At 68.3% G+C, this 13,080-nt stretch carries 12 protein-coding genes and 1 tRNA gene; 4 read left to right on the top strand and 9 right to left on the bottom strand.

Annotated features, from left to right (window positions below):
* Positions 1–263: 263 nt before the first annotated feature.
* The gene (locus CRYAR_RS46885) at positions 264–1,022 is read left to right on the top strand and encodes a site-specific integrase (RefSeq protein ID WP_051569896.1); all 759 of its coding nucleotides are present in this window, start codon (positions 264–266) and stop codon (positions 1,020–1,022) included.
* A gap of 68 nt (positions 1,023–1,090) precedes the next feature.
* Complete coding sequence (locus CRYAR_RS46880) at positions 1,091–1,405, top strand: site-specific integrase (protein ID WP_051569895.1); 315 nt, start codon at positions 1,091–1,093, stop codon at positions 1,403–1,405.
* 111 nt (positions 1,406–1,516) lie between these two features.
* On the opposite strand, the gene CRYAR_RS42850 is transcribed toward CRYAR_RS46880, so the two are convergent.
* Together CRYAR_RS42850 and CRYAR_RS07690 are read right to left on the bottom strand one after the other, a co-directional pair.
* On the bottom strand, positions 1,517–2,449 hold the full coding sequence (locus CRYAR_RS42850; protein ID WP_051569894.1) for a hypothetical protein: 933 nt from the start codon (positions 2,447–2,449) through the stop codon (positions 1,517–1,519).
* Between the two features lie 223 nt (positions 2,450–2,672).
* The gene (locus CRYAR_RS07690; protein WP_035849403.1) at positions 2,673–3,221 is read right to left on the bottom strand and encodes an SUKH-4 family immunity protein; all 549 of its coding nucleotides are present in this window, start codon (positions 3,219–3,221) and stop codon (positions 2,673–2,675) included.
* A 676-nt stretch (positions 3,222–3,897) separates the two neighbouring features.
* On the opposite strand from CRYAR_RS07690, the gene CRYAR_RS46875 reads away from it, so the two are divergent.
* Positions 3,898–4,710 carry a hypothetical protein gene (locus tag CRYAR_RS46875; RefSeq protein WP_157017461.1) on the top strand — a complete coding sequence of 271 codons (813 nt, stop codon included), beginning with the start codon at positions 3,898–3,900 and terminating at the stop codon, positions 4,708–4,710.
* Positions 4,711–4,853: 143 nt separating this feature from the next.
* Here CRYAR_RS46875 and CRYAR_RS07685 read toward each other — a convergent pair.
* Positions 4,854–4,926: transfer RNA gene (locus CRYAR_RS07685), tRNA-Asn, on the bottom strand.
* A 214-nt stretch (positions 4,927–5,140) separates the two neighbouring features.
* Here CRYAR_RS07685 and CRYAR_RS48510 point away from each other — a divergent pair.
* Positions 5,141–5,485 carry a hypothetical protein gene (locus CRYAR_RS48510; RefSeq protein WP_051569893.1) on the top strand — a complete coding sequence of 115 codons (345 nt, stop codon included), beginning with the start codon at positions 5,141–5,143 and terminating at the stop codon, positions 5,483–5,485.
* A gap of 369 nt (positions 5,486–5,854) precedes the next feature.
* On the opposite strand, the gene CRYAR_RS07675 is transcribed toward CRYAR_RS48510, so the two are convergent.
* The 6 genes from CRYAR_RS07675 to CRYAR_RS07650 form a co-directional block, all read right to left on the bottom strand.
* Positions 5,855–6,862 (bottom strand): sugar phosphate isomerase/epimerase family protein, encoded by a 1,008-nt coding sequence (locus tag CRYAR_RS07675; RefSeq protein WP_035849400.1) that lies wholly within the window; start codon positions 6,860–6,862, stop codon positions 5,855–5,857.
* 2 nt (positions 6,863–6,864) lie between these two features.
* On the bottom strand, positions 6,865–8,031 hold the full coding sequence (locus tag CRYAR_RS07670; RefSeq protein WP_035849398.1) for a Gfo/Idh/MocA family protein: 1,167 nt from the start codon (positions 8,029–8,031) through the stop codon (positions 6,865–6,867).
* On the bottom strand, positions 8,028–9,095 hold the full coding sequence (locus CRYAR_RS07665) for a substrate-binding domain-containing protein (protein ID WP_035849397.1): 1,068 nt from the start codon (positions 9,093–9,095) through the stop codon (positions 8,028–8,030). The genes CRYAR_RS07670 and CRYAR_RS07665 overlap by 4 nt, the downstream gene beginning before the upstream one ends.
* Positions 9,096–9,183: 88 nt before the next feature.
* Complete coding sequence (locus CRYAR_RS07660) at positions 9,184–10,308, bottom strand: ABC transporter permease (RefSeq protein ID WP_084700224.1); 1,125 nt, start codon at positions 10,306–10,308, stop codon at positions 9,184–9,186.
* A 57-nt stretch (positions 10,309–10,365) separates the two neighbouring features.
* Positions 10,366–11,880 (bottom strand): sugar ABC transporter ATP-binding protein, encoded by a 1,515-nt coding sequence (locus CRYAR_RS07655; protein WP_035849394.1) that lies wholly within the window; start codon positions 11,878–11,880, stop codon positions 10,366–10,368.
* Positions 11,877–13,070: an ROK family transcriptional regulator gene (locus CRYAR_RS07650; RefSeq protein WP_035849391.1), complete on the bottom strand. Its 1,194-nt coding sequence runs from the start codon at positions 13,068–13,070 to the stop codon at positions 11,877–11,879. Before CRYAR_RS07650 ends, CRYAR_RS07655 begins: the two co-directional genes overlap by 4 nt.
* Positions 13,071–13,080: the final 10 nt, after the last annotated feature.

Raw genomic sequence — 13,080 nt, 5'->3', positions numbered from 1 at the left:
AAATGTCAAAAACCCACCTGCATGAGGTGGGTCTGACTGCGTTTCCGCTGGTAAATGCTCCCCGGCTGGACTCGAACCAGTAACCCTTCAAGTACGGCAGTCACGATGAGCACCACCGTTCGTCAGTGTTCCTTGCGGCGCATTAGCCGGCATTGACCTGCGGAAACGGCGAATCGATTGTGCTCGTTGTTAGGCGCCAAGAAGCGGTCTAATGCCTCATATTCCAGGGCTAAGTCAGGCCAACCACTCTGGAAGGACAGCCCATGGGACGACCACCGCTGGAAGTCGGCACCGCCGGAATCTACCGAATCTATCCCACCCGCCGACGGGCCTGGAAAGCCCGCGCCTACTACCGCGACTACGACGGCGTCACCCGCGAAATCACCCGCGTCGGCAAAACCAAAGGCCAAGCCTGCCGGGCCCTCGACATCGCCGTCCGCGACCGGATCTACGTCGGCGGCGGCGCGGATCTTGGTCCCGACTCGCTGGTAACCGTCGTGGCCGCGGCGTGGCTCACGGAGCTGGAGAACGAGGGCAAGGGTGTGTCCACACTCCAGCAGTACGCCGGGAACATCGAACGGTGCCTCAAACCCGGCATCGGTGGCCTGCGTATCCGGGAACTGGACAAAGTCGCCACCTGCGACCGCTACCTCTCAGCGGTCAAAGCGCAACGCGGCGCCGCCACCGCCAAGACCGCCCGCTCGGTGCTATCAGGGATCTGCGGTTACGCCGCCCGGCACGATCTACTCGGCCGCAACGCCGTCCGCGACACCGGCACCATCTCGGTCAAGCCGAAGAAGATGCCCAGCGCGCTCACCGTTGAGCAGGTCCTGGATCTGCGGATCTGGCTCACCTACGACGACCGGGCGATCAAACGCGACGTCCCCGACCTCGTCGCGTTCATGCTCGCCACTGGCCTCCGCATCAGCGAAGCCTCCGCCGTCCACTGGGAAGACCTCGACTTGGGCGCCTCGACTGTCCGGGTCCGGGCAACATCGTCAGCATCAAAAGCGTTGGGCTGATCATCCAGGAGGACGAATCCAACAAACTCAGCAAACGCACCCTTGAGCTCCCCACCTGGTGCGTCCAGATGCTGCAGATGCACCGACCCGCGTTCGCCACCGGACCGGTGTTCCTCTCCGCCCGCGGCAAACTCCGCGACCCCTCAAACACCGAAGCCGACCAAAAAGACGCCTTCACCTACGCCGGCTACCCCTGGCTCACCAGCCACATCTTCCGCCGCACCGTCGCCACCCTCATGAAAGAAGCCGGCCTCACCAGCCGCGCCGCCGCCGACCAACTCGGCAACGCCAAAGTCAGCATGACCGAGGACCACTACTACGGACGCAACACCCCAACCGGAGCCAACACCATTCTCGAAAAACTCAACATCCACGCCGCCTGAAACGCCTCCCACACCCCGGGCACCACGAAGGATGCTGATGCGTGCCAGCGCGAACGCTCGCGACCTTAACTGTCATAACGAGTTTAGGGCGTCAATCGACACGAGACCTGATCAGACTTCATACATGCCAGGCGGCAGCGTTACCGGCCCGGCGTCCGGCACGGCAGCAAGCACAGGGCTGCCGTGGATGAGGGCGTCATGAGGATGCTTCCACCCGACGTCGACGCTGACCGCGGCGGCGACATCGTTGGCCTGATAGAAGTCCTCCATCATGTCGGCGAACTCGCCGACGTACACGAGGACGCCGTGGTCGTTGTACCTGCAGTGGTCTTCCGGTCGGCCTGGAAGACCACGTGCACTCATCCAGTCCTGTTCGATTGGCAGCGGGTCGCCGGTCGAATCCTGCGGGTCGAAAGTACTGAAGCGACGTATCGTGACGCCGTTCCTTGCGACCAGCCACGCGGTCCCGTTGTTGTACGCGCTGAAGGAGAACGCGTGCACCTCGCCGCTATCCGCGCTCAGGCGCTCGACGGTCGATCGTGCTTCCTCAGCCCGATCGCCGAACGCGTCGCACCAAGGACCGACAACGGGCGCCCATCCGTTGATCTCCGGACCGACGTAGACAAGACCGGACTCGTCGTCCGAGTCGATGATCTCCATGACGCTGTTGGCCAGCTTGTACGTCACCGGCCTGGGTGAGGTCAGCCCGAGCGAAGCCATCACCGTCGCCTGATCGAGTTCGCGAATGCACCACCAAGTCGTCTCGATCGACATGACCGGTGTGAGGACATCGTTGCGCTGACGAATTCGGATGAGGCGCTCGACCGCAGCCACGTCCTTCGGATCCAGGCCCGATTCCCCTTCGAGATGCATGAGAGCGTCAAGGGCGGCGGCACGCAACCGGCTCGGACCATGGCGACGTATTCCCCGCAGCACCGCCGCGGCATCCGGCGCCTTCGCGATATTGCAGCGAATCTCCCAACGTCGGTGGAAATCGTGCTCCACCGACAAGAGCGCCAGCAACTCGTGCACTCCCCATGCCATCCGCGAACCTTAGGGCACGAGGGAACTCGCCCTGTTCGAGCGTCCTCTTCTGGCCGCGAGCAGGAAGCTCTGTATCGAGCGATTGACTCGTCCAGCGTTGTCTGGTGTTGCCGTCAGCCTTCGCGCGAGCACATCGTCATGCCTGGTGCGACTATGCGGGGTTGTCCGCTCGGCTCGCTCGTCGTGCCGCAGCGTCTCGGCGCTGTCGTGGTCGGTTCGTCCGCTAGTCCTCGAAGCTGTTCAGGTATCCGTGCCAGGTGCGACCTCTCTCGTACCGCATCGCCACTGGGTCCATCGCGGTGAGGAACTGGCGGACCCGCTCGACCACGGCTCCTGCCTCCGCGGAGTCCGGTTCCACCACCCCGATCTGCGAGATGATCTCCCGATCGACAGCGCCGGCGCTGAGCACCCAGAGTGCGACGGTCGTGTTCATCAGCTCGGGTTCGTCCATGGGGTCCTGCGAGTTGACGCAGAACACTTGATCGGTTCGAACGTCGATGCCGTACAACAGGCTCGTGCCCCGGATGCCGCCCACCACCACGTAATCGCGGCCGTCCCGGGTCAGGATTTGATCCGTCCGGTCGGCGATGCACTCGAAACCCCACCGGGGTGCGAAGTCGGGTAAGCCGACGTCGCTGAGGTATCGACGGGTGACGGCGGAAAGATCTGGGTGGATCCGTGCTGGATCGATCGCTCGCAGCCGGCCGTCCCAGAACCGGCGGACATGTGCGACGACCTGATCGCTCCAACCCGGTTCCGTCTTGTTCGTCACCGTGAACTCCCTTGGGCGGCTCCGGGGCGAGCGACGTGGGACGCCCTAACTACGACGCTACGGACAGGATCGAGGGCGCCTGGACGTTACCCCGTCGGGCACCGTCCTACCGCCTATCGAATAGGTGCCGCTGGTGATGCGGATAAGGGTGGCGATGGCGGTCGCGTGAGCGATGCCACCCTCGGTTGAGTCCGCCGCCGTGCGACGTTATCGGAGCAGGGGCATGAGGACGCCGGCGACGATCTGTGCGATGTCATCGCTACTACCGTCTTCATCTGCTGGGACCTCTTCGAGGCTCTGTCGCTCCCGCTGAGCGTCGCCAGCCACGAAGGCTCCACCTTGCTGGTCGGCCTCAAGCGCCTACGTCTACTGCGGACACGGGGCTACTGGCGGGGCCGGCGGGCTGGTCGGCGGCTACCTCGGAGCCCGTCTGCAGCTGCATTGTCGCCAACCTATCGGTGACGGCCGACGCGCAACAGCGCATGGTGAGTCACTTGCACCACACTCGACAGTTAAGCGGTATCGTGGCACACGTGTTCGATCGGGAAGCCGTGAGACCTCTGTCTGAGGTTCGGGTCGCCGGGGCAGCGACCTTTCCACATCACGATCCGCTTCGCCGATCGGCACTCGGAGGCGTTAGCAACAATCGCAACGCCGTGCCCTAAGGGGGAGTTGATTGACGAATTCCGCCGATGGTCACCGCGCGACCGCGCGGACCAACCGGGACACCGTCACAACCATCTCGAAGATCGCGTCCGACTTCGGCACCAACGAAGGAGCCGTCCTCGCTCTGGCTGCTCGCCTTGGCATCGAAGCTTGGGCGCCGACCAGTGTTGTTCCCGAAGACGAAGCCAGCCGGCTGCGAGAAGCACTCCGTCCCAACAAAGCCACGACCAGGAAACCGGGAAGTCCCGGAGACACAGGCAACGCAGCACCCCCGAAGCCAAGCCCGAAGCTGTTCGGCTCGCCGCTTCTGGCACCGACGCCGAAGACCCGGCGCGACGGTCTCGACGAGGGCGAGGCTCGGCTGCTGTCCTGGCTGGCGAGCGGCGTCGAGAAATCACAACCGCGCTCGCGCCGCCGCACGCCGGCCCAGCGCGAGGGTGATCGCCACGCGACGGCCGCTCGCCACCAATGGCCTCGCCTCTCGCACGCCGAGGCGGCACGTATCGGCCTCCAGTGGGCTGGTGCGTTCTTCTCGGCGAACGAATCTGCCCAGTGGTGGGCGGTTGGCCTGGAACCCGACGATGCGGCTCCCGCCCGTGGGCTCGCAAACGCCGACGTCCGGCCTCGCGAGTTGCTCGGCGAGACCGACGGTGGTCGTAGCCTGATCGCCGAGCTCCGCCGGGGCGCGAGTGTCCAGTGGATCACGGCCGCGGTGGCTGCGGCCCGCCGGAAGGCGGCAGCCACGGCCGGCGCTCTACCGCCACCCCGGCACGGCCCACCGCCGCGGCGGTCCACGCCGACCTGGCGGCCCCGCCGCTACTGACGCGGCGACAGCCCGAGTTGGGCGGCTTCTGGACTACCGTCGGAAGCCGCCCAACAGCGGTTCAAGTTCCCGGAAAACTGTCAGTAAAATGTCAAAAACCCACCTGCAAGAGGTGGGCCTGACTGCGTTTCCGCTGGTAAATGCTCCCCCGACTGGACTCGAACCAGTAACCCTTCGATTAACAGTCGAATGCTCTGCCAATTGAGCTACGGGGGAATGCCTCACCACCCGCCGCCTCTCGGCGACGTGCCTGGCAAGCCTACAACATCCCGGCCCCGCCCCCGCCACAGCGGTCGCCCACCCGACGGTGGACGCTCCGCCGAACCCACGGACAAGCGTCAGTTTGGTACTACGGGTGTGGGATAGACCCCCGTCGGGCATCACCTTCTCACGACTGGCAACCACCCGGAAGCCGACTTCAGGAGTCGACATGCGTAACAAGCTGCTCTTCATCACCGGCGTTGGCATCGGCTACGTGCTGGGCACCAAGGCTGGGCGCGAGCGGTACGAGCAGATCCGTCGTACCGCGGCCAAGGTCAAGGAGAACCCGACCGTCCAGGAAGCGACGGGTGTTCTCCAGGCACAGGCGGGGAGCCTGGTCAGCACGGCCAAGGACGTGGCCAACGACAAGCTGGCCGGCACCGCCATCGGGGCGAAGGTGAACAACCTGCTCGGCTCGTCGGGCAGCCCGGAGCCGACGGTCACCGCGGGCCCGGCCACCGGCGCACCCTCCGTCCACACCCCCCGCCCGGCCGGCTCCAACGGTTCCCTCTGACGAGGAGATCGACGAGGGAACCGAACGATTCCTGGCCGACCGCGAACCGGTCGGTCCGGACCGCCGGCCGCCGACGCACACACCGGCGGTCGCGCGCCACAGAGCGAGGGCCCAGCCGAAACGGCTGGGCCCTCGTCTTGTCCGGCGAGTGCCCGGGCCCGAGCCCCGAACACCCGCCGGCCACCGCCGTGCGGTGTCGCCGCGTCGACCCCGCCCCCGTGCGACGCCACGCGCCCCCGTGCGGTGGTCACTCCCCGGACGAGCGCTGCCCGTCCCGTGTGATGCTCGCCCGGAGTTCCGAGCCTCGAGCCCACACGAAACTAGACGCCTGTACCTTCCCGTCCGGTTGTCACCGCCCCACGAACAAACTCACGAACCAGAACTGAACGCCGCGTCGAACGACGCCTCGGGCGGCTCGATAGACGTGAGCTTGCGGACGAACGCCAGCGCGTCCGGCGCCCCCACCAGCCGATCCATTCCGGCGTCCTCCCACTCCACCGAGATGGGCCCCGAGTAGCCGATCGAGTTGAGCATCCGGAACACCGGCTCCCAGGGCACGTCGCCGTGCCCGGTCGACACGAAGTCCCAGCCCCGGCGCGGGTCGCCCCACGGCAGGTGCGAGCCCAGCCGACCGTTGCGTCCGTTGAACTGCTTGACCGACTCCTTGCAGTCCACGTGGTAGATCCGGTCCTTGAAGTCCCAGAGGAACCCGACCGGGTCCAGGTCCTGCCAGACGAAGTGCGACGGGTCGAAGTTCAGCCCGAACGCCTCCCGGTGCTCCACCGCGTCGAGTGCGGCCACCGTCGACCAGTAGTCGTACGCGATCTCCGACGGGTGCACCTCGTGGGCGAACCGCACGCCCTCGGAGTCGAACACGTCCAGGATCGGGTTCCAGCGCGCGGCGAAGTCCTCGTAGCCGCGGGTGATCATCGACGGCGGGACCGGCGGGAACATCGCCACCAGGTGCCAGATCGACGACCCGGTGAACCCGACCACGGTGTCCACACCCAACAGACGCGCAGCGCGCGCCGTGTCCTTCAACGCGGAAGCGGCCCGCTGACGCACTCCCTCGGCGTCCCCGTCACCCCACACCGCCGGCGACAGGATCCCCTGATGACGCTCGTCGATCGGGTTGTCGCACACCGCCTGACCGGTCAGGTGGTTCGAGATCGCCCAGACCTTGAGCCCGTAGCGGTCGAGGATCTCCCGCCGGGACGCCACGTACGACGGTGAGGAGACCGCCTGCGCCACGTCGAAATGGTCACCCCAGCACGCGATCTCGAGCCCGTCGTACCCCCAGCCCGACGCGAGTTTGCACACCTCCTCGAACGGCAGGTCGGCCCACTGTCCGGTGAACAACGTCACTGGCCTCGGCATGATCAGACCTCCACCCATCCGGATCCGCGGGAAGCGCTGAGCGAAACGGCCTCCAGCACCTTTTGCACCTGCAAGCCATCGGCGAACGACGGCGAAGGGTCCGAGTCGGAGCCGATGGCCAGGACGAAGTCCCGGAGCTCGTGCGTGAACGTGTGCTCGTACCCGAGCGGATGCCCCGGCGGCCACCACGCACCCAGATACGGGTGCGTGGGCTCGGTCACCAGCACCCGCCGGAACCCGTTCTCCTCGTCCGGCGACGACCCGTCGAAGAACAACAGCTCGTTCATCCGCTCGAAGTCGAACCGGATCCCGCCGTCGGACCCGTAGATCTCCAGCTGCATCGCGTTCTTCCGCCCGGTCGCGAACCGGGTGGCCTCGAACGTCGCGATGCCGCCCTGCGCGAACCGCCCGAAGAACACCGCCGCGTCGTCGACGGTCACGTCCCCGACGCCGGCGCCACCGGAGGCCGCCGACAGCCCGGACCCACCCGAGAGCGGCCGCGACGACACGAACGTCTCCAGCAGCCCCGAGACCCCCGACAGCACGTCGCCGACCACGAACTGGGCCGCGTCGACGATATGCGCCGCGATGTCCCCGAGCGCTCCGGACCCGGCCCGCTCCTTCTGCATCCGCCAGGTCAGCGGCGCGGACGGATCCACCAGCCAGTCCTGCTGGTACGCCGCCCGCACGTGGTGAAGCGTCCCGATCCGGCCGGCGGCCACCAGCGACCGCGCGTACGCCAGCGCCGGCACCCGCCGGTAGTTGAACGCCACCATCGAGCGGACGCCCCGCGCGGCCGCGTCGGCCGCCGCCGCGGCCATGTCGGCGGCCTCGGAAACACTGTTGGCCAAGGGCTTCTCACAGATCACGTGCTTGCCTGCGGCAAGGGCCGCGATGGCAATCGCAGCGTGCGTGTCCCCCGGCGTGCAGATGTCCACGATCTGCACGTCGTCACGCGCGATCAACGCCTGCCAGTCCGTCTCCGACGCCGCCCACCCGTGCTGCTCCGCGGCCGATTTCACGGCTACCGGATCCCTACCGGCGATGGCCGCCAGCCGCACTCCGACCGGCAGGTCGAATACGTGGTTCACGGTGCGCCATGCCTGCGAGTGCACGGCTCCCATGAACGCGTACCCGACCATGCCGACACCGAGTTCAGCTTTGCTCATGAACGGAATCCAGTCTTCAGGTATTGGTCCACGTTCTCCTTCGTCACGGTTGCCGAGGAGAGCGTGATGCTCGCCGGGACGTCGTTCTCGACCAGGTCGGAGAAGCCCTTCTTCTGGCCGATCAGCCGCGCGATGGAAATGGCCGAGGACGCCATGCTCGGGCTGTAGGTGACGGTCGCCTTCAACACCGAGTTGTCGGCCTTGATGAGCTCCATCGCGTCCAGCGAGCCGGCGCCGCCGACCATCAGGAACTCACTGCGGTTGGCCTGCCGGATCGCGGCCAGCACACCGAGGCCCTGGTCGTCGTCGTGGTTCCAGACCGCGTCGATCTTCGGTGCGGCCTGCAGCAGGTTCGAGGTGACCTGCTGGCCCGACGCGACGGTGAACTCCGCCGCGACCCGGTTGGTCACCTTGAAGCCCGCGCGGGCCAGCGCGTCCTTGAATCCCCGCGACCGGTCCTGCGTCAGCGGCAGCGAGTCGATGCCCGCGATCTCGGCGATGACCGGGTTCGACTTGCCCTTGAGCTGCGCCGCGATGTAGTTGCCCGCGGAGACGCCCATGCCGTAGTTGTCCCCACCGATCCAGGTCCGGTAGGCCAGCGGCGAGTCGAAGACCCGGTCGAGGTTGACGACCGGAATGCCCGCCGCCATCGCCTTGGCCGCGACCGCGGTCAGCTGCTTGCCGTCGTTCGGCAGCACGACGAGGACGCCGACCTTCTTCGTGATCAGCGTCTCGATCGCCGCGATCTGCGCCGCGACGTCGTTCGTCGGCTCGACCGGCTCGAACGTCACGTCCTCGAACGTCTTGGCCTGCGCCTCCGCGTTCTTCGCGATCGCGCCGATCCAGCCGTGGTCGGCCTGCGGCGCGGAGAACCCGATCGTCACCTGCGTGCCCTTGGCGGCGTTGTCGCCGCCCACGGCCTTGGTGTTGGTCTCCGGACGGTCGTCGCCGGAGTCGTTCGAGGTGCACCCCGCCGCGAGCAGGGTCGCGCCTACGGCGGCTCCCCCGAAGAGGAAGCCCCGTCGTCCGAGCCCGCTTCGCGGGCCACTGATGACGTCACTCATGGTTCTCTCCTTTGAGAAATACGAGAATTACGCAAGTCGGCGAACCACCGTCGGGCGACGAACGGCGGCGAGTGAACGGAAAGCAGGGTTAGGTCGCGGACTCCGAGCGGCGACGCTGCAGCAGCACGGCGCCCAGAATGATCAGGCCCTTCGCCAAGTTCTGCACCGGCGTGGACAGATTGTTCAGAATGAAAAGGTTCGTGATCAGCGTGAAGACGAGCACGCCCAGGAAGGTGCCGACGAGCGTGCCGCGGCCGCCGGTGAGCAGCGTTCCGCCGATGATCACCGCCGCGATGGCGTCCAACTCGTAGTTCTGGCCGTTCGTGGAGGAACCCGACGCGGTCTGGGCGGTGAGCATCACCGCGGCGAGCCCGCAGCACAGTCCGGACACCCCGTAGAGCAACGCGGTGTGCAGGCGGATGTCGATGCCGGCCAGGCGCGCGGCCTCGGGGTTGCCGCCGACCGCGACCGTGCGCCGACCGAACGTCGTCAGGTTCAGCACGACCCAGCCGATCGCGAACGTGCCGAGCAGCAGCCAGACCAGGTACGGAACCCCGAGGAACGCCCCGTCGGCGATCCCGTTGAACGTCTCGCTCTTGACGACCTGGGTCTGCAGGCCGGCGATCTGCTGCGCGAGCCCGCGGGCGCCGATGAGCATGCCGAGCGTGACGATGAACGGCACCAGTCGTCCGTAGGCGATGAGCGCGCCGTTGACCAGGCCGACGATCAGGCCGACGAGCAGCGCGCAGAGCACCATCACGAACGGGCCGTAGGACTGGGTGGCCACGGTCGTGCACCACACCGACGCGAGCCCGACGATCGAGCCGACCGACAGGTCGATGCCACCGCCGATGATCACGAACGTCATGCCGACGGTGACGACGCCGATCACCGACGCGTTGGTGAGGATGGTGCGAATGTTGCCGGTGGTGGCGAAGGTGTCGGCGGTGGCGAACCCGACGATGCACAGGATCACCAGGACGACGATCAGCCCGATGTTGCGGGTGGCGCCGCCCTCGGACAGGGCCGCCAGCCGGGCCCGGAGCGGGCCCGCCTCGGCCGCGGGGGTGGCGTCGGCCGCCGCGGCCTCGACCCGGGCCTGCTCGTCCGCCGGCGGAACCGTGGCGACCGGCGCCGGCCCCATTCCGGAAGCCGAGGCCGGGGGCTCCGGCGTGGTGGTCGGGTCGGTCGGGGGTCTGGTGGGATCAGTCATGAGCGCCTCGCTCCAATGCGGTGGCGGGAGGGGGTGCGCACTGCGCAAGTCGGGGGTTCAGCGGGAGGTGGTGACGCGTTCCCCGGCCATGACCAGGTCGAGGACCTGGGCTTCGGTCAGGTCGGAGGCCGGCGCTTCGTGCACGACCCTTCCCTCTCGCACGACCAGGACGCGGTCGGCGAGACCGAGCACTTCGGGAACTTCGCTGGAGACCATCAGCACGCCGACGCCCTGGTCGGCGAGCGAGCGGATCAGCGCGTAGAGCTCGGCACGGGCACCGATGTCGACGCCGCGGGTCGGCTCGTCGAGCAGCAGCAGGCGGGTCCGGCCCAGGAGCCAGCGCGAGACGACGGCCTTCTGCTGGTTGCCGCCGGACAGCGTCCGCATGGCACGGCGGGGATCGGCCGGGCGCAGGTCGAGCGATCGGGTGACCGCCCCGACCTCGGTCCGCTCGGCCCCCCGCCGCACGAAGCCGAACCGGGAGAACCGGCGCAGCGACGCGAGCGAGACGTTGCGGTAGACCGGCTCGCCGAGCAGGAGCGCCTGGCTTTTGCGCTCTTCGGGAGCCAAGCCCATGCCCGCGGCGACCGCGGCCTTCACGCTGCCGCGGCGGATCGGCTTGCCGTCCATCTCGACCGTGCCGGTGGCGGCCTTCCGCGCCCCGTAGACGGTCTCGAGGATCTCCGAGCGACCGGCGCCGACGAGACCGGCCAGCCCGACGATCTCCCCCGCCTTGACCTCGAAGGAGACGTCGCTGAACTCCTTCTGGCGGCCCAGGTCGGTGACCCGCAGCAGCGGTTCGCCGGGGGTGGTTGCGGCCCGCTGCGGGAAGACGTATTCGACGTTGCGGCCGGTCATGAGGCGGACGACCTCGTTCGTCGGGGTCGTCTTCGCGGGCAGGTCGACCGCGACCGTGCGGCCGTCCTTGAGGATCGTGACCCGGTCGCCGATCTCGCGGATCTCGGCCAGCCGGTGCGAGATGTAGATGACCGCGACCCCGGCCGACGTCAGGTCCCGGATGACCCGGAACAGGTTCTCCACCTCGTCGTGCGCGAGCACCGCGGACGGCTCGTCCATGATGATCAGCCGCGCGTCGTGCGAGAGGGCCCGCGCCATGCTGACGATCTGCTTGCCGGCGGCGGGCAGCCGGCCGACCTCACGACCGGCCGGGATCTCCGCGTGGCCGAGCCGCCCGAGCAGCTCCCGGGTGCGGCGGCGCGCCGCCCCGCGCGAGCTGAACCCGAGGCGGCGCGGCTCGTGCCCGAGGAACACGTTCTCCGCGACCGTCAGGTCGTCGACGAGGTCGAGTTCCTGGTAGATCGTCGCGAGCCCGGCGTTCAGCGCGGCCGTCGGCCGCACGAACCGGACTTCCGATCCCTGCCACTCGATCGTGCCCTCGTCGGGCTGGTGCGCCCCCGACAGCACCTTGATCAGCGTCGACTTCCCGGCGCCGTTCTGCCCGAGCAGGCAGTGCACTTCCCCGGGCGCGACGGTGAGGTCCACGCCGTCGAGCGCGCGCACGCCGGGGAACGTCTTCACGATCCCGGACAGCCGCAGCAAAGGCTCTGTCATGGTGTCACCGATCCGTAGGCGAGATCGCTGGCCAGCGTCGCCGCGCCGGCGACGCCGGCGCGGGCCCCGAGCTCGGACAGCACGACCGGCAGGTTCCGGGTGGCCAGCGGCAGCGACCGGCGGTAGATCACCGAGCGCACCTCGGCCAGCAGCAGGTGGCCGAGCCCGGCCAGGCCGCCGCCGATCACGATCATCGACGGGTTGAAGAAGCTCACGAGCGAGGCCAGCACCCCGCCGAGCCGTCGCCCGCCGTCGCGGATGAGCCCGATGCAGACCGGGTCACCCTCGGTCGCGCCGGCGCCGACGTCCGCCGCGGTCACGGTGCCGTTCAGGCGCAGGCGCTCGGCCAGCGCGGGCGACGTGTCGCTGCGTGCCGCGGCCAGCGCGTCGCGGGCCAGCGCGGCGCCGCCGAACATCGCCTCGAGGCACCCGGCGTTGCCGCAGGCGCACACCGGGCCGTGCGGGTCCACCTGGATGTGCCCGATGTCGCCGGCACACCCGTCGACCCCGCGGTACACCTGGCCACCGACCACGATGCCGCAGCCGATACCGGTGCCGACCTTCACGAACAGCAGGTCCTCGATCGACCGGGCCACCCCGCCGCCGCGTTCACCGACGACCATGATGTTGACGTCGTTGTCGACGACGACCGGGCAACCGTGCCGCCCGGCCAGCTCCTCGCGCACCGGGTAGCGGTCCCAGCCGGGCATGATCGGCGGCGACACCGGAACCCCGTCGCGGAAGCTCACCGGGCCGGGAACACCGAGGCCGATCCCGGCCAGCCGGGGCAGGTGCCCGTCGACCCTGGCCTTCTCGACCAGGTCGTCGATGCGGTCGAGCACGGCCTCCGGGCCGCGCCGGATGTCGATCGGTTCCTCGATCGAGGCGACCGGCTCCAACGAGCCGTCGGTGACCTCGACGGTCACCGACGTCACGCCGAGGTCGACGCCGATGAACCGCAGGTCGGGGTCGAGCTCGACCATCGTCGAGCGCCGGCCACCCCGGGACGCGGCCGGCCCACCGTCGCGGGCCAGGCCGAGTTCGTTCAGACGGGTCAGCTCGGCGGCCAGCCGGGCTCGCGGGAGTTCGAGCCGGTCGCCGAGCTCGGCCCGCGAGGCGGGCCCCTCGTTACGAAGGGTCAGGAGGATCTGGGACTGAGCGGAGTTGTCGGGTCGGGGCCGAGGCGTCATTGCGCAGCCT

Origin of the sequence: Cryptosporangium arvum DSM 44712 (assembly GCF_000585375.1) — a bacterium.
Lineage (GTDB): Bacteria > Actinomycetota > Actinomycetes > Mycobacteriales > Cryptosporangiaceae > Cryptosporangium > Cryptosporangium arvum.
This window is presented reverse-complemented; position numbering and strand designations above follow the sequence as displayed.

Excerpts from the sequence above, each read along its gene's own strand:
- CRYAR_RS07655 (WP_035849394.1), bottom strand. The coding sequence starts at position 11,880 with ATGACAGAGCCTTTGCTGCGGCTGTCCGGGATCGTGAAGACGTTCCCC.
- CRYAR_RS48510 (WP_051569893.1), top strand. The coding sequence starts at position 5,141 with ATGCGTAACAAGCTGCTCTTCATCACCGGCGTTGGCATCGGCTACGTG.
- CRYAR_RS42850 (WP_051569894.1), bottom strand. The coding sequence starts at position 2,449 with ATGGCATGGGGAGTGCACGAGTTGCTGGCGCTCTTGTCGGTGGAGCAC.
- CRYAR_RS07675 (WP_035849400.1), bottom strand. The coding sequence starts at position 6,862 with ATGCCGAGGCCAGTGACGTTGTTCACCGGACAGTGGGCCGACCTGCCG.
- CRYAR_RS07660 (WP_084700224.1), bottom strand. The coding sequence starts at position 10,308 with ATGACTGATCCCACCAGACCCCCGACCGACCCGACCACCACGCCGGAG.
- CRYAR_RS07650 (WP_035849391.1), bottom strand. The coding sequence starts at position 13,070 with ATGACGCCTCGGCCCCGACCCGACAACTCCGCTCAGTCCCAGATCCTC.
- CRYAR_RS46880 (WP_051569895.1), top strand. The coding sequence starts at position 1,091 with ATGCTGCAGATGCACCGACCCGCGTTCGCCACCGGACCGGTGTTCCTC.
- CRYAR_RS07665 (WP_035849397.1), bottom strand. The coding sequence starts at position 9,095 with ATGAGTGACGTCATCAGTGGCCCGCGAAGCGGGCTCGGACGACGGGGC.
- CRYAR_RS46885 (WP_051569896.1), top strand. The coding sequence starts at position 264 with ATGGGACGACCACCGCTGGAAGTCGGCACCGCCGGAATCTACCGAATC.
- CRYAR_RS07670 (WP_035849398.1), bottom strand. The coding sequence starts at position 8,031 with ATGAGCAAAGCTGAACTCGGTGTCGGCATGGTCGGGTACGCGTTCATG.